Below are 23,534 nucleotides of genomic sequence, written 5' to 3' on the forward strand. Positions count from 1 at the left end.
TTAATAAAAAATATTTCACCGAGAATATAATATAAATTTATAGCTATGGAGTACTATCAAACCCTAAAAATTAATCATCAGTCTGTTGTACAAAGAATTCAGATATATCGACCTGAAGCTAACAACAGCATTAATCCCGAGCTGGCTCAAGAGTTATTGTCAGCTTTACAAGCGGCTGAAGCAGAGGAAACAGTTAAAGTAGTTATTCTAGAAGGACTACCTGATGTGTTTTGTACAGGGATGGATTTTCAAGAAGTAGCAGATGGAAAGCAACTGGACCCAAAAGAGAATATGCATCGTTACTACAACATCTTGAAACAAATATCCCAAAGTAGCAAAGTTATTTTGTCAAGAGTGCGCGGGAGGGTGCAAGCAGGAGGAGTGGGTTTGGTAGCAGCAAGCGATCTAGTTATTGCGGATGAAACTGCCACCTTTGTTTTATCTGAACTCTTATTTGGTTTGTTACCTGCTTGTGTATTGCCATTTTTGATTCGTCGAGTGGGGTTTCAAAAAGCCTACCGTTTATCAATAACAACTCAAGCAATTTCAGCATCAGAGGCTTATAACTGGGGCTTAGTTGATGAATATAATGAGGATACTAATAAGTTAGTAAATCAATATATTCGACGTTTAAGATATTTACCATCATCTGAAGTCAAAGAATTAAAAGACTTCATGAATAAATTATGGATTATTCGAGAAGAAACTCAAGATTTAGCTGTAAATACGTCTTGTAGTTTGATGGTAAAACCTACTTTTAGCGAAAAAATTAGACTCTTTAAACAAGAGGGGGTATATCCATGGCAAACTTGAATTTTAATTTGGACTCAGTCAATGGCAATTCCAAAGTGGTACAACTGGTGGAGTTGGGCAATGGTGTTGTTCAAATCACTATGAAGGATGAGGAGAACAAGAATGGTTTTTCCAGGGAATTGGTGACAGGCTTATTTCAATGCTTTCAAGCAGTTAGAGAGAATAAGAACTATAAAGTAGTTATATTGACAGGAATCAGTAATTATTTTTCTATCGGGGCGACTCAGGAACACTTAATATCAACCTCTAAAGGAGAAAGTAGTTCTACTACTGAGACTTCTTTGGCTCTATTAACCCTGCCACTAAATTGTCCGATACCGGTCATTGCTGCTATGGAAGGTCACGCATTAGGAGGTGGTTTAGTTCTGGGATTATATGCAGATTTGATTGTACTGGGTCAAGAAAGTTTTTATAGTAACTCAATTCTGAAATATGATTTTATCCCAGGAGCAGGAGCAGCAGCCATATTCGTATTACTTCAAAAACTAGGAGTGCAATTAGGGCAGGAAATGATGTATACTGCTCGAAACTATTCTGCGAAAGAATTGCTAAATCGAGGCATTCCTTTTCCAGTTTTGCCGAGATCAGAAGTACTAGAGTTTGCCAAGAAAACTGCTAATAAAATAGCTGAGAAACCGAGGTTATCTTTAATAACTTTAAAGGAATACTTAACTTCAAAAATTAGAAAAGAATTCCCTGAACTAATTCAAAAAGGGAGAGAGCTTCACGAACGAACCCTTCATCAACACATTAAAATCAGGGACGAGTCGAATTTTGTTTTAGAAAATACTCAGGAATCGTTTCTTATTCACCATACTCGGTTAAGTGAAGAAGAAAATATCTTATCTCAATTACAGTCTGGTAACATTTCCTTAGAAAATGCGGAAAAACTCCTCGTAGGAACGACTAAAGCTACTGATAAGAAAATGGACAGAAAGTACACGAATGAGGAATTATTATCTTTGGTAAGCGCTGGAAAAATATCTTTAGAAACAGCAGAAAATTTATTATTAGAAGTAGTAGAATCAGAAACTAATACAGAAGCCGAAACTAATACAGAACAATTACTAAATCAATTACAATCAGGTGAGATTTCCTTGGAGAATGCCGAGTCAATCTTGTTAGATTTAAATAATGAAAAACTGTCAGATAAAGCGGCAATTCAACAAAGACAAGTAAATAATTATGAAAATCAATTATTAATGAATCCTAATGATTCTGAAGAATTGTTATCCTTGGTAAGCGCTGGAGAAATATCTTTAGAATCAGCAGAAAATTTATTATTAGAAGTAGTAGAACCAAGAAATCAGACAGAACAATTACTAAATCAGTTACAATCAGGTAAAATTTCCTTGGAGAATGCCGAATCAATCCTGTTAGGTTTGGAGGTTAATGATGGGCATAACCCTGCTCAAAATGATATAGCGAGTACAGATATAGCAATTATTGGAGTGTCATGTCGATATCCAGGAGCAAATAACTGGAAGGAATTTTGGGAAAATTTAAAGAATGGAGTTGACAGTGTAACAGAACCACCTCCTGGAAGATGGGAAGAAAAAAGTTGGTATCATCCAGATCCAGAGCATCCAGGTACTTCCTATTCAAAATGTGCCGGTTTTTTAGATGAAATTGATAAATTTGACCCTTTATTCTTTAAGATTTCTCCGGAAGAAGCTCGGTTTGTGGAGCCTCAACAAAGAATATTTTTAGAAGAAGCTTACCACGCGATAGAGGATGCTGGATATGCTACTGACTCTCTCAGAGGTAAACAGTGTGGAGTATTTGTTGGAGCATCAACAGGTGATTATATCAATTTATTGTCAAATTCTGGATTAGATACTCATCGATTTGTACTGACAGGAAATATTCTGTCTCTTGTACCAGCAAGAATCGCCTATTTCCTTGACTTGAAAGGGCCGGTAGTAGCTATTGATACTACTTGCTCCTCGTCATTAGTAGCTGTTCATCAAGCTTGCGAAAGCATACAACGAGGAGAGAGCGAAATGGCGATCGCTGGAGGCATTACCATTTTTTCAACAACAGGCTTCCAAATAGCGTCAAGTCAGTTTCAAATGATATCTCCTGATGGACGTTGTAAAACTTTTGATGCTGAAGCATCAGGTACAACTTGGAGCGAAGGTTGTGGCGTTATCTTATTAAAAAAGTATAGTCAAGCAATTCAAGACAACGATCATATATATGGAACGATCAAGGCAACAGGAGTCAATTATGATGGTAATACTAATGGAATTAGTGCTCCTAGTAGTCAATCTCAAGCTAGTTTAGAAGAAGCAGTTTATCAGAAATTTGGAATTAACCCAGAAACTATTAGTTATGTAGAAGCTCACGGTACAGCAACACCTCTGGGAGATCCAATAGAGGTAGAAGCTTTAACAGAAACCTTTTCTAAATGGACTAAAAAGAAACAGTTTTGTGCGATCGGCTCGGTAAAGACTAATATTGGTCATTCAGCATCGGCTGCTGGAGTTTCTGGTTTGATCAAGACAATTTTGTGCCTCAAAAAGCAAAAATTAGTTCCATCGTTACATTTTAATCAACCAAACCCACATATTGACTTTGAAAATAGCCCTTTTTATGTCAATACAGAATTCAAAGATTGGGAAGTGTTTGAAGGCCAACCAAGGCAAGCTGTAGTTAGTTCTTTTGGTTTTAGTGGCACTAATGCTCATGTAGTTATAGAAGAAGCTCCATCTCAAGTTAAAAGCCAGAATGTTGTTGAACGTCCAATTCATCTATTAACTCTCTCAGCGAAAACAGAAAAGGCTCTAGAAAATTTAGTCAGTAGTTATCAAAGTTATTTAGAAACTAATCCCGAGTTAGCACTAGCAGATATATGTTATACAGCTTCTACAGGCAGAACACATTTTAATCATCGACTAGGGGTGATTGCATCTGATACCAAAGAATTCATAGAGAAACTGCTTGGATGGAAAACTCAGGAAGAATTAGTAGGAGTATTTTCAGGACAACCAAATAGGGAAAGTCCGAAAATAGCATTCCTATTCACCGGTCAAGGTTCCCAGTATGTGAATATGGGAAGGCAACTGTATGAACAAGCACCGACTTTCCGTCAAGCTTTAGAGGAATGTGACCAAATTCTACGACCCTATCTGGAAGTACCTCTATTAGAAATTATCTACTCATTAGATGCACAAAAGTCAAATCCTGATGTATTAGACCAAACAGCTTATACCCAACCCGCTATATTTGCCCTGGAATACGCCCTCTTCAAATTATGGGAATCATGGGGAGTCAGACCAGATGTAGTTATGGGTCACAGTGTAGGAGAATATGTAGCAGCAACAGTAGCAGGAGTCTTTAGCCTAGAAAGTGGTCTCAAACTAATAGCCATGCGGGGACAGTTGATGCAACAGTTACCCTCTGGAGGTCAGATGGTATCCGTAATGGCATCAGAATCTCAAGTAACAGAAGCCATAAAAGAATATAGTTCCCAAGTAACAATAGCAGCAGTTAACGGACCAGAAAGTATAGTAATTTCAGGTGAGAGTGCGGCCATAGCAAATATTTGTAGTTTCTTAGAATCAGAAGGAGTCAAGACCAAACAACTACAAGTATCCCATGCTTTCCATTCCCCATTGATGGAACCAATATTAACAGAATTTGCAACAGTAGCCAAAGAAATCACCTATAACCAACCCAAAATACCACTAATATCAAATGTTACTGGTACTGAAGTAGGTACAGAAATAGCCACTGCTGAATATTGGGTGGGTCATGTGCGTCAACCAGTAAGATTTGCCCAGAGTATGAAAACTCTAGAGGAGCAAGGATATGAAACCTTCCTGGAAATCGGGCCCAAACCAATATTGTTAGGAATGGGAAGGCAATGTGTAACAGAAGATGTAGGAGAATGGTTGCCATCATTGCGTCCAGGAGTAGAGGAATGGCAACAAATGCTATCAAGCCTAGGACAATTGTATGTAAAAGGAGTAAAAATAGATTGGTCAGGATTTGACTCAGACTATAGTCGTCAGAAAGTGGTATTGCCGACTTATCCATTCCAACGAGAAAGATATTGGATAGAAACCAACAACAACTTCTTATGGCCTAAACAACAACAATTGTCAACAGACCAAAACTACCATCCACTATTAGGTCAAAAGCTAAATTGTGCAAGCGAACAACAAATATTTGCATCACAAATAGGATACAACTCACCCAATTATCTGAGCCACCACCGAGTATTTAATCAAGTATTATTTCCTATAACAGGCCACCTAGAAATAGCAATAGCAGCAGGAAATCACCAATTAAAAACACCCCAGATAGTAATAGAAGACCTAACCATCAGTAAGGGATGGATACTACCAGAAGGAGAATTGACAAATGCCCAAACCATACTCACCCCATCAGACAACCAAAGCTACCAATTTCAAATATTTTCTCAACAGGAACAACATCACCAAGACGAACAGAAGTGGAAACTCCATGCCACAGGAAAAATCCGAGTTGCACAAATAGATAATACAACTTCAACTAAATTAGATATAGAAAAATACAAAGCAGAGTGTAATCAACCAATAGAAGTCAAACAACATTATCAACAATATCGGCAATTGGGGATTGATTATGGTAGCAGTTTCCAAGGCATTTATGAATTATGGTCTGGTGAAAACCAAGCATTGGCTCAGATTAAGTTACCCGAAGAATTAATAGCAGAAACAATTGATTATAAGTTCCATCCTGCTTTATTAGATGCAGCTTTTCAGGTAATTTCTCATTCACTGCCAGAAGTAGACGGCGATCAAACTTATCTGATAGTAGGAGTAGAAGAGTTTAAAGTATATCGTAGTCCAGGGCTTTCCCTGTGGGCTTATGGTTCCCTGACAGCGCCTGTAGTGGAAAGTCAAAAAAGTTTAACCACTCAAGTAACGCTAGTGAATCCAGAAGGAGACATCATTGCTACTGTCAAAGGCTTACAACTCAAACTAGCGACTCGAGAGACTTTACTAGGAACAGAAGTAGAATCAATAACTAATTGGTTTTATGAAGTAGCATGGAGAAGCAAAGGTCTTTTAGGCAGGTTGCTACCTCCTGATTTCTTGCTTGCTCCCCTGGAAGTTTCTCAAAAATTAACTCCTACCGTAAAAGAATTAGTAACTCAGGTAGATAATACTCTTACCTCAGAAACACAAAGGAGCGTAGAAGAATTAAGCGTAGATTACATAGTGCAAGCTTTGGTATCAATGGGTTGGTCATATAAGCCAACAGAGAGTTTCGACTTGGAGGCAGTTGTTCAACGTTTAGGTATAGTTCCGAGTCAGCGAAAACTATTCGGGCGTCTGCTACAAATCCTAGGAGAAGTAGGAATACTCCAGCCTAATCAAGAACAGTGGCAGGTGCAACAAACCTTAGAGAAAGTCAACCCTACCCAAAAAAGCCAAAGTTTACTGAGTCAATATCCAGAAGAAGCAGCAGGATTAACACTATTAGACCGTTGTGCATCTCAACTAGCGGTCGTACTACGAGGAGCAATAGACCCGGTAGAACTGGTGTTCCCCAAAGGGGATTTGACCACAGCAACCCAATTCTATCAAGACTCACAAGTAACGACAGTGATGAACACGATAGTGCAAAAAACCATCACTCAAGCCATTGATAAATTACCACCGAGCCGAGGGATACGGTTGTTGGAAATCGGAGCGGGAACAGGAGGGACTACAAGTTATATTCTGCCCCATCTCAATCCCAACCAAACGGAATATATATTCACTGATATTGGTGCATTATTTACCAGTAAAGCCCAACAGAAATTCCAGGATTATCGATTCCTAGGCTATCAAACTTTAGATATAGAGGTAGACCCAACCAGCCAAGGATTTGCATCTCATCAATATGATGTAATTATTGCGGCCAATGTCCTTCATGCTACCACCAGTATGAAGCAGACATTATCCAATGTGCGACAACTGTTAGCACCAGGGGGGATATTGGTCTTGTATGAAGCAACAACTCGATCTCGATTTTCGGATTTAATCTTTGGACTATTAGAAGGATGGTGGAGATTCACTGATGATGAATTGCGACCAGACTACCCTCTGTTGAGTCGCCAGCAGTGGAAAAAGGTTTTGAGTGAAACAGGTTTTACTCAAGTAGTCACTCTGCCAGAAGTGGAGGGTATGGCAGAAGTATTTGCTCAACAAGGAGTGATTGTTGCCCAAGCAGCTCCAACAACCTTAGAATCAACATCATCGACACCGAAGGGCTGGTTGATACTAGCAGACAAACAAGGAATTGCTCAACAGTTAGCTAGCCAACTGCGCTCAGGAGGAGACGTTTGTACCTTAGTATTTGCCGGAGAGAACTATCAACAGCTTGCCCCGGAAGAATTTACGATTAACCCCGACAATTTCTCAGAATTGGAGCAACTGATAGAGACTATAGCCACTAAATCACCATCTTTATCTGGAGTAGTACAATGTTGGACTACAGCAGCAGGGGTGGGTAAAAATATTAGCTCTGAGGAATTAGAAAATTTATCCAAGCTAGGGTGCGGCACTACCTTATCTTTGGTACAAGCCTTAGTCAAAGCCAAGTTATCTCAATCACCCCGGTTATGGTTAGTAACGAATGGTGCTCAACCAGTACCGTCAAATAATCCAGTAATACCAGGAGTAGCCCAATCTTCACTGTGGGGTATGGGGAAAGTGATTAGCTTAGAACATCCTGAGCTAAAGTGTGTGCGCATAGATTTAGACCCACAGCAGAGGATAGAGACTCAGGCTGAGGTACTATTCCAGGAAATCTGCTCGGAGGATAAGGAAGATCAGGTAGCATGGCGTGGAGATGAGCGTTATGTGGCTCGATTGGTGGCTAGTCCTCATCAGCAAGCTACACAACAACTTGCCGATGCTACTACTCAAAAGCCTCTGAGTTTCCGCGAGGATGCTACCTACTTAATTACAGGTATGGGAGGTTTAGGCTTATTGGTGGCTCGTTGGATGGTGGATAAAGGAGCCAAGCATTTGGTGTTACTGGAACGCTGTTCAGCAGATGATGCTAACAGTCAAAAAATAACTGAGTTAGAAATGGCTGGAGTTTCCGTGGTAGTGGAACAAGCCGATGTGTCTGATGTCGAATCGATGACCGGAGTGCTCTCTAGGATTGAGCAGTCAAACATACCATTAGCAGGAGTCATCCATTCAGCGGAAATGTTGTCGGATGAAGTTCTACAAAACCAGAGTTGGTCTAGTTTTAAGAATGTTATGGCTCCCAAGGTCCAAGGTGCTTGGCACTTGCATCAATTGACTCAAAACCAACCCTTGGACTTTTTTGTACTATTTTCTTCAGTTGCATCTCTGCTGGGTTCACCAGGTCAAGGAAATCATGCTGCAGCCAATGGTTTCCTAGATGGTTTAGTCCATTATCGTCGAACCATGGGATTGACAGGATTGAGCATTCATTGGGGAGCTGTTTCTCAAGTGGGAGAGGTAGCCCAGCCAGGTGCAGATGCCAGTCTACAGAAGCAGGGAATGGGTGTGATATCTCCAACTCAGGTGCTAGAGTCCCTAGAGCTACTAATGAGTGGTTCGGATATAGAAGTAGGGGTGATACCGATTGAGTGGTCAGCTTGGCAGGAAAGATTAACCCAATGGCCTTTCTTGGCAGATTGGCAGGAAAAAATCCAAACAACTTCTGAAATATCCAAGTCAGAATTTCTGTTAAAGTTGGAGGCAACAGCACCCAACGAACGTCGCTCGTTATTAGTAGCTCATGTCCGCCGTCAATTTGCTCTAGTGTTAGGAATCAATGATCCCGAATCTATTTCATTAGAGACAGGATTTTTTGACCTAGGTATGGATTCTTTGACTTCTGTTGAGTTGAGGAATAAATTGCAGACTAGTTTAGATTGTTCACTGCCATCTTCTGTAGCTTTTGATTATCCTAATATTCAGTCACTAACTGATTACCTAGAAAAAACAATAGTTCTGCCATCAGATGATACCGGTTCGGAATCGGAAATACCAGAGGTAATATTAGATAAGGATTCTTTCGAGCTAGAGTCTTCAGAAAGTATATTTTCGGAAATTAATCAGCTTTCTGAAAATGAAATTGATATGGCAGTTGATGAAGCTATAGGTCAACTTGATCAACTTCTACAGTGAGTTAGTAAGTAATTTGATACTACTTACTTGTAATCAACAGTACAGGACAAATAAAGATGGAACTTAACTCACCTCAAAAACTCTCAAATGAGCAACGTCTACTGCTTAAAATTAAACAAGCAACTGCAAAACTACAACAAATTCAAGCAGCAGCTACAGAGCCAATAGCCATTATTGGTATGGGTTGTCGCTTCCCTGGAGGTGCATCTACTCCAGAAGCATTCTGGGATAATTTACAAAATGGAGTAGATGCGATCGCTGAAGTACCAGAAGACCGATGGCATCTTGATGATTATTACGACCCAGACCCAGAAATTCCTGGCAAAATGTACAGTCCCCATGGAGGGTTTATTGACCAAGTACAGGAGTTTGATGCCAATTTTTTTGGTATTTCTCCCAAAGAAACAATCCATCTAGACCCTCAACAGCGGTTACTCCTGGAAGTTAGTTGGGAAGCCCTGGAAAATTCAGGAAAAAATCCGCAACAGCTGAAGGGCAGCCAAACAGGTGTCTTTATTGGTATTGGTAGCAATGACTATAGCCAATGTGTATTCGCTCAAGGTATAGAAAAATTTGATGCCTATGTAAGTATAGGTAATGCCAACAGCACAGCATCAGGGCGAATTTCCTATATCCTGGGCCTAATCGGACCTAATCTAGCAGTAGACACAGCTTGCTCCTCTTCATTAGTAAGTATCCATTTAGCCTGTTCAAGTTTAAGAAATCAAGAGTGCAATCTGGCTCTGGCAGGAGGAGTGAGTCTATCGATTTCTCCAGAGCTTAACATTATGTTTTCTAAGGCTCGTATGTTATCCTTTGATGGTCGGTGCAAGACCTTTGATATTTCAGCTAATGGGTTTGTCCGTGGGGAAGGATGCGGTGTTATTGTACTCAAGCGTTTATCAGATGCACTAGCAGACCAGGACAATATTCTGGCAGTAATTCGTGGCAGTGCCATCAATCAAGATGGTAATACTAGTGGTTTAACGGTTCCTAGTGGTCCGTCTCAAGTAGCTGTTATCCGCAAGGCGTTGGCAAATGGAGGAGTAGACCCAGGAGATGTCAGTTATATTGAAGCTCATGGTACAGGAACTTCCTTGGGAGACCCTATTGAAGCTGAAGCCATAGGAACAGTATTTAACAAAACTCACTCTCAAGAGAAACCTTTAATCATTGGTTCTGTTAAGACCAACATTGGTCATACGTTAGGAGCAGCAGGAGTTGCAGGTTTGATGAAATTAGTCCTACAACTGCAACATCAACAAATAGCACCATCACTGCATTTTAACCAGCCTAATCCTTATATTAATTGGTCTCAATTACCTCTACAAGTCTCAACTCAACTCACCCCTTGGCAAACCAATGGAAAAAGTCGCATTGCTGGCGTAAGTTCCTTTGGTTTTAGTGGAACTAATGCTCATCTAATCTTAGAAGAAGCACCAAGAGAAGGTAACAAAAAAAACCCCCCTGTGTCCCCCCAAGAGGGGAAGGCAACAGGCAACAGCGAAGATTACGTAGAACGTACAGTTCATCTATTAACTCTCTCAAGCAAAACTGAAACTGCTCTTGGTGAGTTAGTCAATAGTTATCAAAATTATATAAAAACTCATCCCGAATTAGGGCTAGCTGATGTCTGCTATACAGCTAATATAGGACGTGCCCAGTTCCACCACAGACTAGCAGTTGTCACCTCCAACCAACAAGAAGAATTAGTTGAAAAACTCCGACAGCACCAAGAAGGAGAAGAAGTAGCGGGAATCTACTCAGGAGAACTGACAAATAACACCACGGTATCCAAAATCGCTTTCCTCTTCACAGGACAAGGTTCCCAATATGTGAACATGGGAAGGCAGTTGTATCAACAAGCTCCCACTTTTCGTGAAGCAATTCACCAATGTGAAGAAATTCTTAGTAGTGTTGAAACTTTCCAGGAAACTTCATTACGAGACATTCTCTATCCAGCAGACGTAAATGAGTCCAATTCATCCCTATTAGACCAAACAGCCTATACCCAACCGGTACTATTTGCCATAGAATATGCTCTCTTCCAACTCTGGCAATCCTGGGGAATGAAACCAGATGTAGTCATGGGTCATAGTGTGGGTGAATATGTGGCAGCAACGGTAGCGGGAGTATTTAGTTTAGAAGATGGCTTGAAACTAATTGCCGCTAGGGGAAGGTTAATGCAGAAATTACCGGCTGGTGGCAAGATGGTTTCAGTTATGGCTTCAGAGTCGAAAGTCCTGGAGACATTGGAGGCGATGTCTCTGGGAGAAAAAGTAGCCATAGCAGCCATTAATGGCCTCCAAAGTATCGTAATTTCTGGTGAATCAGAAGCATTAGGAGCGATTACCACTAAGCTCGAATCAGCCGGAATCAAAACCAAAAAACTACAAGTATCCCATGCCTTCCATTCACCATTGATGGAACCAATGTTGGCAGAATTTGAAACTCTAGCCAATCAAATCACCTACCATCAACCCACAATACCAATAATATCTAACCTCACAGGAACCAAGGCAGACAAAAGCATAGCCACAGCACAATATTGGGTGAGTCATGTGCGCCAACCGGTAAGATTTGCTCAAGGAATAAACGAGTTAAACCAGCAAGGCTGTGATACTTTCCTAGAAATCGGACCCAAACCAATATTGTTGGGAATGGGGAGGCAATGTTTACCAGAAGAGGTAGGTGTGTGGTTACCATCATTGCGTCCGGGAGTAGAAGAATGGCAACAGATGCTCTCCAGTTTAGGACAGTTATATGTACAGGGAGTCAAAGTAGATTGGTTAGGATTTGACCAAAATTATACTCGTCAGAAGGTGGCGTTGCCAACGTATCCCTTTCAAAGACAAAGGTATTGGGTAGATACAAACAATAATTCCCTGAAAAAACAGTATTGGTCAAGCGGAAAAAATCTCCACCCCCTGTTGGGTCAACGATTAAATTGTGGGGGTGAGCAACAAATTTTTCAATCATTACTAGGGGAAGACTCCCCACCCTACTTTAGCCACTACCGAGTATTTAATCAAGCACTATTTCCTACAACAGCCTACCTAGAAATGGCTCAAGCTGCTGGAAATTATCGATTTAAGACTCCTCATTTAGTAGTAGAAGACTTCATCATCCAGCGGGGATGTATTTTACCACCTGGAGAATTGATATCAGCCCAAACCATAATCACTCCATCCGACGACCAAAGCTACCAATTCCAAATATTTTCTCAACAGGAACAACAGAATCAAGAGGAACAGAAATGGACACTCCATGCCACAGGAAAAATCCGAACTGCCGAAACAGATACAACTTCAACTAAAGTAGATCTAGAAAAATACAAAGCAGAGTGTAGTCAACCAATAGAAGTCAAACTGCATTATCAACAATCTCGGCAATTCAGGATTGATTATGGCAGTAGTTTTCAAGGCATTGAAAAGTTGTGGTCTGGTGAAAACCAAGCATTAGCTCAGATTAAGTTACCCGAAGAATTGATAGCACAAACAATTGATTATCAGTTCCATCCCGCATTATTAGACACAGCTTTGCAGTTAATCGGTCATATACTGCCAGAAGTAGACGGCGATAAAACTTATTTGATAGTAGGTGTAGAAGAGTTTAAAGTATATCGTAGTCCAGGGCTTTCCCTGTGGGCTTACGCATCAGTGACTCAACCAAAGCTCGAAGGTCAAAAAAGTTGGACTACTCAAATAACGCTAGTGAGTCCAGAAGAAGAAATTATTGCCACATTTAAAGGCTTAGAAGTAAAACTGGGGACTCAACAGACTTTACTAGGAATAGAAGAGGAATCAATAACTAACTGGCTCTATGAAGTAGACTGGAGGGCTAAATGTAATTTAGGCAGATTGTTACCTCCTGATTTCCTGATCAAACCATTAGAAATGGAGCAGAAACTGACTCCTAACCTCACAGAATTGGTAAATCAGATAGATAATGCTCGTACCTCAGAAGTAGGAAGGAGCATAGAAGAATTAAGCGTAGATTATGTAGTGCAAGCTTTGGTATCAATGGGTTGGTCATATAAGCCAACAGAGAGCTTTGACTTGGAGGCAGCAGCTGAACGTTTAGGTATAGTTCCCGGTCAGCGACCACTGTTCCAGCGTCTGGTACAGATCCTAGCAGAAGTAGAAATACTCCAGCCTAATCAAAAACAGTGGCAGGTGCAACAAACCTTAGAGTTAGAGAAAGTCAACCCTACCCAAAAAAACCAGAGTTTACTGAATCAATATCCAGAAGAAGCAGCAACCTTAACACTATTAGACCGTTGTGCATCTCAACTAGCTGCAGTACTAAGAGGAGAAATTGACCCACTAGAACTGGTGTTTCCTCAAGGAGATATAAGCACAGCAACCCAACTCTATGAAGAGTCGGAAGTACCGCAAGTGATGAATACGATAGTAGAAAAAGTCATCACGAAATCTATTGAGAAATTACCATCGAGTCGAGGGATACGGTTGTTGGAAATCGGAGCGGGAACAGGAGGGACTACAAGTTATATTCTGCCCCATCTTAATCCCAATCAAACAGAATATATCTTCACCGATATCGGGTCATTGTTTATAAATAAAGCTCAAGAGAAATTCCAGGATTATCAATTTGTGGGCTATCAAACCTTAGATATTGAGGTAGACCCAACCAGCCAGGGATTTAAATCTCATCAGTATGATGTAATTGTTGCAGCTAATGTTCTCCATGCTACCAGCAGTATAAAGCAGACATTATCCAATGTGCGACAACTGTTAGCACCAGGGGGAATCTTGGTCTTGTATGAAGCAACAACTAGGGCTCGATCGGTTGATTTAGTCTTCGGATTATTAGAAGGATGGTGGAAATTCACTGATTATGAATTACGATCAGACCATCCCCTATTGAATCTCCAGCAGTGGAAAAAGGCGTTGAGTGAAACAGGTTTTACTCAAGTAGTCAATCTGCCAGAAGTAGAGGGAATGGCAGAAATATTGGCGAAACAAGCGGTGATTGTTGCCCGAGCAGAGCCAATGAGTTCAGAGCCAACATCATTGGCACCGAAGGACTGGTTGATACTAGCAGACAAACAAGGAATTGCTCAACACTTAGCTAGTCACCTGCGTTCAGCAGGAGACGTTTGTACCTTAGTATTTGCCGGAGAGAAATATCAACAGCTTGCCCCGTCAGAATTTACTATTAATCCTCATCATCCAGAAGAATTTAAGCAACTGATAGAAACTGTAGTCACCAAATCACCATCTTTATCTGGAGTAGTACAATGTTGGACCACTGAAGCCGGGGTGGGTAAAAATATTAGCTCTGAGGAATTAAGAAATTTATCGAAGCTAGGGTGTGGGACTACCTTATCTTTAGTACAATCCTTAGTCAAAGCTAAGTTATCTCAATCACCTCGGTTATGGTTAGTAACCAATGGTGCTCAACCAGTACCGTCAAATAATCCAGTCATACCAGGAGTAGCCCAATCTTCACTGTGGGCTATGGGGAAAGTGATTAGGTTAGAACATCCAGAACTCAATTGTGTGCGTCTAGATTTAGACCCACAGGAGACGATAGAGACTCAAGCTGAGGAACTATTCCAGGAAGTTTGGTCGGAGGATCACGAAGACCAGGTAGCACGGCGTGGAGATGAGCGTTATGTGGCTCGATTGGTGGCAAGTCATCATCAGGAAGCTATATCAGAACAACTTGCCGATGGTACTACTCAAAAGCCTCTGAGTTTCCGTGAGGATGCTACCTACTTAATTACAGGAGGTATGGGAGGTTTAGGTTTATTAGTGGCTCGTTGGATGGTAGATAAAGGAGTCAAGAATTTGGTGTTGCTAGGACGCCGTTCACCAGATGATGTTACCAGTCAAAAAATAACTGAGTTAGAAATGGCAGGAGCTTCGGTGGTAGTGGAAAAAGCCGATGTGTCTGATGTCGAATCGATGACCAGAGTGTTTCACAAGATTGAGGAGTCAAAGATACCCCTAGCAGGAGTAATCCATTCAGCAGGGATGTTGTCGGATGGAGTGTTACAAAACCAGACTTGGTCTAACTTTGAGAAAGTGATGGCTCCTAAAGTTCAAGGTGCTTGGCACTTGCATCAATTGAGTCAAAACCAACCCCTGGACTTTTTTGTACTGTTTTCTTCGGTAGCATCTCTGTGGGGTTCACCGGGTCAGGGAAATCACTCGGCAGCTAATGGATTTCTGGATGGTTTAGCCCATTATCGTCGCGGGATGGGATTGCCAGGATTGAGCATTCATTGGGGAGCTGTTTCTCAAGTGGGAGCGGCAGCTAAACTAGGTGTGGATATTCAGGCATCCGAGCAAGGTATGGGTGTGATACCTCCAGCTCAGGTACTAGAGTCTCTGGAGCTACTGATGAGTAGTCCAGATGTGGAAGTAGGGGTACTTCCCATTGAATGGTCAAGGTGGCAGGAAAGAGTAGCCCAGTGGTCTTTCTTGGAAGATTGGCAGGAAACTATATTGGAGGTAGCAGAAGAATCCAGCTCAGATTTTCTGTTAAAGCTAGAGGCTACACCACCCAGTGAGCGTCGCTTGTTGTTGGTGGCTCATGTGTGTCGTCAGATGGCTAATGTATTGGGAATTAATAATCCTGAATCAATTGCTTTGGAAACAGAGTTTTTTGACTTGGGTATGGATTCTTTGACTGCTGTGGAGTTGAGGAATAAGTTGCAAAGTAGCTTGAATTGTGCGGTTCCCTCTACTCTGGCTTTTGATTATCCTACAATTAATAAGCTAGTGGATTACTTAGCCCAACAATTAAACTTAACAGACGCTCAAGAGGCTCAAAGTAATAACTTGTTTCATAAAGAAATTGATTTTAATACCGAAGCAATTTTAGACCCGACTATTATTCCTAAGACTACATATAGTCATAATGTTGAACCTCAAAACATTTTCTTGACAGGAGCAACAGGTTTTCTTGGAGCTTATTTGCTTAATGAATTATTACAAAAAACTTCGGCAAATATATACTGCCTAACTCGGGCGAATGATGCTGATTTAGCTAAACAGAAACTCAAAGATAAACTAGACTATTATTTGCTCTTGGATGAGGAAAAATTTAGCTCCAGAGTTATCCCTATAGTAGGAGATTTATCTAGTAATTTTTTCGGACTGTCCACAGAAGAGTTTAACTTCCTTGCCAACCAAATTGATGTTATTTATCATAATGGAGCTTGGGTTAATCATATTAACCACTACGCTATACTCAAAGCAGCTAATGTCCTAGGAACTCAAGAGGTTTTAAGATTAGCGAGTCAAACTCATTTAAAACCCGTGCATTTTATATCTACTATTGAAATACTGTTCTCGGTATCTAGTGATTCTGAAAGTATAACTATTCTTGAATCCGACTCCTTAGGTGAAGCTCATAATCTGAAGCGTGGTTACGGGCAAAGTAAATGGGTAGCGGATCAGTTAGTAATGGCAGCAAGTAAACGAGGGATTCCAACCTGTGTATATCGCGTACCAATGATAACAGCAGATAGGAATACTGGTGTTAGCAATATTAAGGATAGAATTTGTCGCTATATTAAAGGTTGTATCCAATTAGGAATGGTGCCTATTTTAGAGGATGGTGAATTAGTAGACAACTGGGTTCCTGTAAATGAAATAAGTCAAGCAATTGTTTATTTGTCTCAGCAAGAGACATCTTTTGGTAAAGCATTTCATGTAATCAATCCCCAACCCACATCTCTTAACAATTTATTTGCTGGGATTTCCTCTATATATTCCTCTATTAAGGAAGTTCCATTAAATGATTGGGTTATCGCCTTATCAAATTATCCAAAAAATGCTTTGCATCCTTACATTTTTGGGCTTAGTTCTCAAATAAAAAATATGACAGACAAACAGTCCAACCTATTTTATGAACACCTACAAGTAACCGTAAATGCACCGCCCAAACAAGTTATTATTGATTCTTGCAATACTCAGAATGGGTTGCTAGAAAGTGAAATCACCTTTAGTTCTATAGACAAGTCATACCTAGAAAAAATGATTTCATATTTGAACGAAAGTGGTTTTTTAAACTTACCGAAGAATTAATTAGGGTTTGCTGAAAAAGTCTTATGGGTGAGGATAAGAGACAGGAGGAGTAAGGGAGCATCCCATTTTGGCGACTTGTCTCATTTAATATGGCTGAAACCCTTGCCATGTCGTTCTGTTGGTAATGTTTTTTCCAAAATGGGATGCTCCCAGGAGTAAGGAATTTAGAGGGGGCAGGAGGAAGAATTATCTCTTGATTTTTCAGCCAATAGTCAACCGAAAATCCTAACTTTTGGAGTATAATAAAAGGAGTTACGCAAAGGTACTATATATGGAGTATTGGTGCGTTACGCTACCGCTAATACACCCTACCAATAGCGTTTATGCGTAATTTCTATAGATAATAAACAGGAGATTAAAATGTCAGAAAAATACAAGGTCATTTCATCTAAAATAGAAGATATTATTCAAGAACGTTTTGCTGTTCATCCTCTATCACATGGAATCAATATAGAAAACTCCGAACTGGTACTATCACAGTATTTTGCAATGTCACAAGCATTTCCATATCTACAAGCTGGGGCACAAAAAGCTCAGATTATAAATGCTATGGAGAACAATGAAGATATTGATCCTAGATTTGAGTATACAGCAGTCGTGGGAAATTTTTTGTGTTGGGATGAAACTGGCGGTCATGCGATTGTTCGGCACGACGGAAATGAAGGACTAGCAAAAATACTAAATACAAGCACAAATTTTCATGCCAATATGCTAAGGAAAGATATCAAAAATATGACTGGCAAGGACGTTAAACCGTTATATTCAAGTGCAACAGTTTCATACCTAAATGAATTGCTTACTGGACTGGAATCGCTAAATCATCTTAAAAGATGTGCATATATGGTAGCTTTTGAAAATCATGCTGGAATTATGATTGATTCACTCTGGGGTAGCCTATTAAACCTATTCAAAATGAAAAAAGACGACTTAATCTATTTTAGTTTTCATGTTGGAGGAGCCGATCCAGCAGAACCTTACCATATAGAAATGACGGAGCGTATGGTATCCGAGATAGTCCCTGATGAAAACATTAAGGAGTTTGTTAATGAGTTTATTAATGCCTATGCAATAAACTACAATTGGTGCGAGTCAATTAAGTCACAAAAGTGATTAACTAATAAAGCTAGAACTCCTATGGACTATAAGAGTTCAGCTTAGTTTTTCTGAAGAATAATTTTGGGGGTTGCTCAATCAAGCTATGAAACCTAAATTTGGCCAAATCTAAAATGCTTATTGATTAATAGCTAGGCGATCGTGATAGGGATGCGGAGCATTATTGCCATTAAATAAAAATCATAGCCAAGATTGGCAACCCCGAATAATTTTGTGTAGGAGTAAATTAAGTGAACGCTAACAAAAACCTGTCCGAAGAAATTACTATCGATGATTTTATTAAGGTGGATATCCGTGTTGGAACAGTCCTATCTGCTAAATTAAACAGCAAGGCTAGGATTCCAGCATATGAAATGGATATTGATTTTGGGGATTTAATTGGCATAAAAAAAAGTTCAGCGCAGCTAACTGAGAATTACGAAACTAGTGAATTAGTTGGCAAGCAAATATGTGCTGTTGTTAATTTTCCACCTCGAAGAGTTGCGGGGGTCAAATCGGAAGTGTTAGTTTTAGCAATAGTCTGTAAAGACTCTGGAACAGTCTTGATCGAACCCGGTTCACAAGTGACAAATGGCGAAAGGTTAGCATAGTATGACTCCTGCGGTAGACTTCTTAAAAGAAAATAATATCAAATTTAGTGTCCACAAATACAAGCATCAAAAAGGTGTCAAAGCATTTGGGAAGGAAGCTATAGAGTTACTAGGGTTAGACAGTAATGAAGTATTCAAAACGCTCATTGTAGCAAGTGAATTTTCAAGTCATATTGTTGCGATAATTCCAGTAGCAAAGACACTAGACTTAAACAGGACTTACGCAAATAAACTATATATAGCGTATGGCAAATAGAGCGATCGCCTAAACAAGAAAATTATTATCATGTAGAAAAAGACACTAGATATAGTTTATTCTCAACATTAGTAACGGAAATAGACTATATATAGTTTTAAGTCTTGAGACTCTCTCCGTATTGGCGCTCCTGGCTAGATTCCCCTTAGCGATCGCCTGAACAACAAAATTAACGAGGAGTCCAAAGACACGTTAATATATTTGATTTTCGCTCTATGTAGGGCTTGCTGATCAAATCTAAAAGCATTGATATATAAAGGTTTTAGCCTTTTTTATCGTCAGAAATACCTGTTTTTGAGCTACTTCATGCTCATGCGTGTTAGGATTTTGGGTTGCATAAGATTGACTGGTATAGAGTTTTGCCAATGTCGTCTCGGTAAAATTCAAAAAAATCACATAGCCTGTGCTATGTTAGTGTGTAACTTTTTATGCATATTATCAGTAAAAATAGGAAAAACTATTTATCAAGTTAAGCATGAATTGTTATCAGATTATCTGGGATCAGAATTGAAATATCCTTCAATTAAAATTAAATTCATTTAACTCTAAATAACAGAAGTTTTTTAATATAGATAGTTAAGCGATCGCACAGAATTACAGTTGAAGATTGCTCTGATTTGTTATGCACTATATATAGTGTCTTTGCGTAAGTCCTGATTAAAGCTTGTAGTTGGGCTTTAGCCCTATCTACAGTTCGGGCTGAAGCCCAACTACAAACAAAAACTTTTTTATCACTGATTATCCGGACATGATATTATTCCCCTACTCCCCTACTACCCTACTCCTTAAAAAAGACTTTTTCAGCAAGTCCTAATTATTAATTTTTGAACTTTTTAGACCATTGACTTAATCAAAGAATAATGATATTATATTTAGGCATAACTCATTTGAAAGCACCAAGGAATTAAGGAACGAAAATGACAAACAGTATAGTTTCAAAAGATGCTATTGTCGGAACCTGGAAACTTGTCAAAGTGGAATCTGTAGATAAAGAACAAAAAATCAGTTATCCCTATGGCAAAAATCCTGTAGGCTACATCATATATACTCAGGATGGACATGTATCATCCTCAATGGTGAGTAATAATCGCTTGAATCTTGGATTACCTATGGCAGAAGTCCAGAAGATGGCGTATGGTGGAAAACCAAACTTAATAGCAAATATCTTTAAGTATATAACAGCAACTGTTCGATATGTTCAGGCAGGGAACAAATATGCTGCCTTTATTGGTAAATATGAACTTAGAGGAGATAATAAAATTATTCACCATGTTGAAGTTCATATAATTCCAGATTGGATGGGTGTAGATATGGAACGGACTATTGAGATTTCAGAAGATATACTTGCACTCACTACATCATATGCGGGTGCAGAGAATAGCATTTGCACTACTTGGCAACGTGTTTCCTAGGAATCACTGGGTGACAAGCAAATTGAGTCTTTTTCACAAGAAGAAAGACTGACTTCTCTTATTTCTATTATATTGAATAGTAAGGAGGCAAAATGATGAAGAAACTACCTGATGGTCCTAAAACTCCCAAACTTTTGCAACAACTCCATTCCTTAGCCGATCCCCTAGGCTATCTGGAAGCAGCCGCCCGAGAGCCGTATGGGGATATTTTTCAGGCAAATACTCTTGGTTTGAGTGTTGCTGCTGGTTTTAGCGGACCTCTCATATTCGTCAGCCACCCCCAAGCATTGCAGCAGATTTTTATGAATCCCAAGCAGTTTACATCCCCCGGAGAACTGAATGGGTTTATGCGTCCTTTTGTAGGGGACTACGGACTGGTGACTGCATCGGGAAGTAGCCACAAGCGTCAGCGCAAGCTGCTAATGCCTCCCTTTCATGGCGCTCGCATGCACTTCTACGGTGAAATAATGTGCAACCAGGCATCTTTGGCGATCGGTCAATTGAAAATGGGTCAAATATTTTCGGCTTCTACTGCCATGCAAGAACTGTCCCTACAAATAATCTTAGAGACCATATTTGGCGTCAAGCAACGAGAACGAGCAGAACTCCTCAAGCAAAGTTTGAAGAATTTATCGGAGATTTTTGATTCTCCCTTAACTTCCATTTGGATGTTTTTCCCCATACTGCAAAAAGACCTTGGCCCGTTGACTTCCTGGGGATACTTTTGTCGCGAAATGCACCAAGTTGACGAAATTATCTACACGGAAATCAGAGAACGACGGCAGCAACCAGACCCCAGCCGCACGGATATCCTATCCCTATTGATAGCAACCCAGGATGAAGCAGGTCAGGCCATGGATGATGTCGAATTAAGGGATCAGTTAATGACTCTACTGATTGCAGGTAAGGAAAGCGCATCAACGGCAATGACTTGGGCGCTGTACTGGATTCATCATCTGCCTGAAGTTGGGAAAAAGCTATTAGCAGAACTGGATACTTTGGAGGAAAACCCTGAGCCGATGAGCATTGTTAAATTGCCTTATTTGACTGCTTTCTGCAATGAAGTTCTGCGCATTTATCCCTCAATAATAACTTTGTTCCCACGGGTTGTGCAAGAGGAGGTTGAATTATTGGGTTATTCTTTGCCCCCGGGAAAAGTGTTGATTCCTTGTGTTTATCTCACTCACCACCGCGAGGATTTATATCCCGAACCGAAGCAGTTTAAGCCGGAGCGCTTTTTAGAACGTAAATACTCTAACTATGAGTTTCTGCCTTTTGGCGGTGGAAGCCGTCGCTGTATTGGCGATGCTTTTTCCATATATGAAATGAAGTTGGTTTTGGCAACTATTCTATCAAACTATAAGCTAGAACTGGCCGAGGAGAAACCCGTTAAACCTCAACGCCGAGGTGTTAATATCACGCCAGCTGGGGATGTGAAAATGGTAATGAAAGGTCAGCGATCGCGCCAAGCAACACCTCTGGCTGCTGCTTTATAGAAGCGATACCAGCTTGACATTTTCTTTCTCCCGCAATAATGAATGTTTAGCGGGATAAATTCGAGGAAGTAAACATTAAAATGTCACTTGTTTTGAAGTTTTGTTTTATATCGGTTTTCTGAAGCAGTTTTCGACAAACTTGCAAAATGCTCTAGAGGTTGAAAAAAAATCAGCATTTTGGGGTAACGCGAGGAAGACAAATTAAGAAACCATTCTTTCAACCACCTTACTCTATAACTCCCATTTTTATTGTAGGGGCGATTCGCGAATCGCCCCTACTTACTACTCCCTACCTAAATAAAAAAACTTTTTCACCAAACCCTATATATACATGATTGATGATAGAAAACTCTGTGCATTAGAGCAAACAGCGGAAATATTGAATCGCCTTGCTAGTTCATCAAATGTGGTGGTTAACGGGTGCATATTGGGTCCCCTGAGTGAAGAAATTCTCAGACAGGCCCTAGAGCTTATTCAAGACCGTCACCCTCGGCTTAATTCTCGTATAGTCGGTGATTTTGATAATCTTCGTTTTGAAACTGGTGCTCAAAAAATTCCTTTGCGAGTTGTGGATAAGCAGCATGAGGGACAATGGCAAGACACAGTTCTGGAAGAATTAAACACCCAAATTGAGAGTAGTGAAGTGCTGTTGCGAGCTGTACTGCTACAAGAACAGGAGATTGGTGAAAAAAGTTCTAGTCATCTGATAATCACAATACATCACGCCGTCGCGGATGCTTTATCAAGTATCCAGTTATATTCAGAGATCTTGAGTTACTGCTCGAAAATTGCCTCTGGCGAACAGCTCGCTCCAGTGTCGAGCTTACCGACGCTTCCATCTATGGATGAATTATTTCCCCCATCAACCAAAGGCTTCAGGGGTAAGATCAAGGTCCTGTTGTCTTTGCTGCGACTTCAGTTAAAAGTGCTTTGGTACCGACCAGAAAAATTGGGTATTGAAAAGTCTGTACCTCTTGAGTCACGCCGTTGTGGCAATGTATATAGACACTTAGATGCCGACTTTACTCAACAGCTAATTCTACGCTGCCGTCAAGAAAAGACAACAGTACAAGGTGCTTTATGCGCAGCAATGATGTTTGCCGCAGGGAGAAAAATAAGGCCAGAGCAGAAAACACGCATGTCTTGCCGGAGTTATGTTAATGTACGCAAATACTTGAAACCAGTAGTCGGCAATGAACAAATGGGGACACTGTTTTCTGGTGTAAATTCATTTCATACTCTAGACACAAATACATCCTTTTGGGAATTAGCTCGGAATGCGATCCAACAGCTAAAATCTGGCTTAAAGGGTAACGATATCTTCATCGAAATGTTATTTATTAGAAAGATTCTTGATATTATGATCCTTCGTCCTAGTCAAGTAAATCTAACAGTGGGACTTTCCAATATTGGTCGAGTAAACATTCCCAAAGTTTACGGTCAATTTGAACTCTCAGAAATCCGTTTTGTTGCCTCACCAGCTACATTTGAGGGGTGTTTTATAGGAAATGTTGCAACCTTCGAGGGAAAAATGTTTTTGCATTTCCCCTTTTCTCTACCTGCAATTAGTCAGGAGACAATGGAAACTGTTGTAGATAGCGCCCTGTCGTATCTAGATGATGCTAGCAAGGGAAAAATATAATATAA

9 protein-coding genes and 1 pseudogene are annotated in these 23,534 nt (G+C 40.2%); all 10 read left to right on the forward strand.

Annotated features, from left to right (window positions below):
• Positions 1–45: 45 nt before the first annotated feature.
• The 10 genes and pseudogenes from AC4II3_RS02350 (at position 46) to AC4II3_RS02395 (ending at position 23,529) form a co-directional block, all read left to right on the forward strand.
• Entirely contained in the window at positions 46–813 is a 768-nt protein-coding gene (locus AC4II3_RS02350; protein WP_488016560.1) for an enoyl-CoA hydratase/isomerase, read from the forward strand.
• Positions 801–8,960, forward strand: coding sequence for an SDR family NAD(P)-dependent oxidoreductase (locus tag AC4II3_RS02355; protein WP_490722768.1), 8,160 nt, complete (start codon positions 801–803; stop codon positions 8,958–8,960). Before AC4II3_RS02350 ends, AC4II3_RS02355 begins: the two co-directional genes overlap by 13 nt.
• 56 nt (positions 8,961–9,016) lie before the next feature.
• Complete coding sequence (locus AC4II3_RS02360) at positions 9,017–17,020, forward strand: thioester reductase domain-containing protein (RefSeq protein WP_488013085.1); 8,004 nt, start codon at positions 9,017–9,019, stop codon at positions 17,018–17,020.
• A 360-nt stretch (positions 17,021–17,380) separates the two neighbouring features.
• Positions 17,381–18,130: a hypothetical protein gene (locus tag AC4II3_RS02365; RefSeq protein WP_488010183.1), complete on the forward strand. Its 750-nt coding sequence runs from the start codon at positions 17,381–17,383 to the stop codon at positions 18,128–18,130.
• Between the two features lie 233 nt (positions 18,131–18,363).
• A complete protein-coding gene (locus AC4II3_RS02370) occupies positions 18,364–18,723 on the forward strand; it encodes a tRNA-binding protein (protein WP_488010182.1) in 360 nt (119 codons plus the stop codon).
• A gap of 1 nt (position 18,724) precedes the next feature.
• Positions 18,725–18,979, forward strand: a complete 255-nt coding sequence (locus AC4II3_RS02375; RefSeq protein ID WP_488010181.1) for a YbaK/EbsC family protein — start codon at positions 18,725–18,727, stop codon at positions 18,977–18,979.
• Positions 18,980–19,318: 339 nt separating this feature from the next.
• Positions 19,319–19,522, forward strand: a pseudogene (locus AC4II3_RS02380) (IS701 family transposase); the annotation flags it as partial.
• 374 nt (positions 19,523–19,896) lie between these two features.
• Positions 19,897–20,391, forward strand: a complete 495-nt coding sequence (locus AC4II3_RS02385; RefSeq protein WP_488010180.1) for a lipocalin-like domain-containing protein — start codon at positions 19,897–19,899, stop codon at positions 20,389–20,391.
• A gap of 92 nt (positions 20,392–20,483) precedes the next feature.
• Entirely contained in the window at positions 20,484–21,887 is a 1,404-nt protein-coding gene (locus AC4II3_RS02390) for a cytochrome P450 (protein WP_488010179.1), read from the forward strand.
• A gap of 331 nt (positions 21,888–22,218) precedes the next feature.
• The gene (locus AC4II3_RS02395) at positions 22,219–23,529 is read left to right on the forward strand and encodes a phthiocerol/phthiodiolone dimycocerosyl transferase family protein (RefSeq protein WP_488010178.1); all 1,311 of its coding nucleotides are present in this window, start codon (positions 22,219–22,221) and stop codon (positions 23,527–23,529) included.
• Positions 23,530–23,534: the final 5 nt, after the last annotated feature.

The organism is Moorena sp. (assembly GCF_982860115.1).

Bases quoted from the DNA above. Each gene is read 5' to 3' on its own strand.
- AC4II3_RS02350 (WP_488016560.1), top strand. From the start codon at position 46: ATGGAGTACTATCAAACCCTAAAAATTAATCATCAGTCTGTTGTACAA.
- AC4II3_RS02355 (WP_490722768.1), top strand. From the start codon at position 801: ATGGCAAACTTGAATTTTAATTTGGACTCAGTCAATGGCAATTCCAAA.
- AC4II3_RS02360 (WP_488013085.1), top strand. From the start codon at position 9,017: ATGGAACTTAACTCACCTCAAAAACTCTCAAATGAGCAACGTCTACTG.
- AC4II3_RS02365 (WP_488010183.1), top strand. From the start codon at position 17,381: ATGTCAGAAAAATACAAGGTCATTTCATCTAAAATAGAAGATATTATT.
- AC4II3_RS02375 (WP_488010181.1), top strand. From the start codon at position 18,725: ATGACTCCTGCGGTAGACTTCTTAAAAGAAAATAATATCAAATTTAGT.
- AC4II3_RS02385 (WP_488010180.1), top strand. From the start codon at position 19,897: ATGACAAACAGTATAGTTTCAAAAGATGCTATTGTCGGAACCTGGAAA.
- AC4II3_RS02390 (WP_488010179.1), top strand. From the start codon at position 20,484: ATGATGAAGAAACTACCTGATGGTCCTAAAACTCCCAAACTTTTGCAA.
- AC4II3_RS02395 (WP_488010178.1), top strand. From the start codon at position 22,219: ATGATTGATGATAGAAAACTCTGTGCATTAGAGCAAACAGCGGAAATA.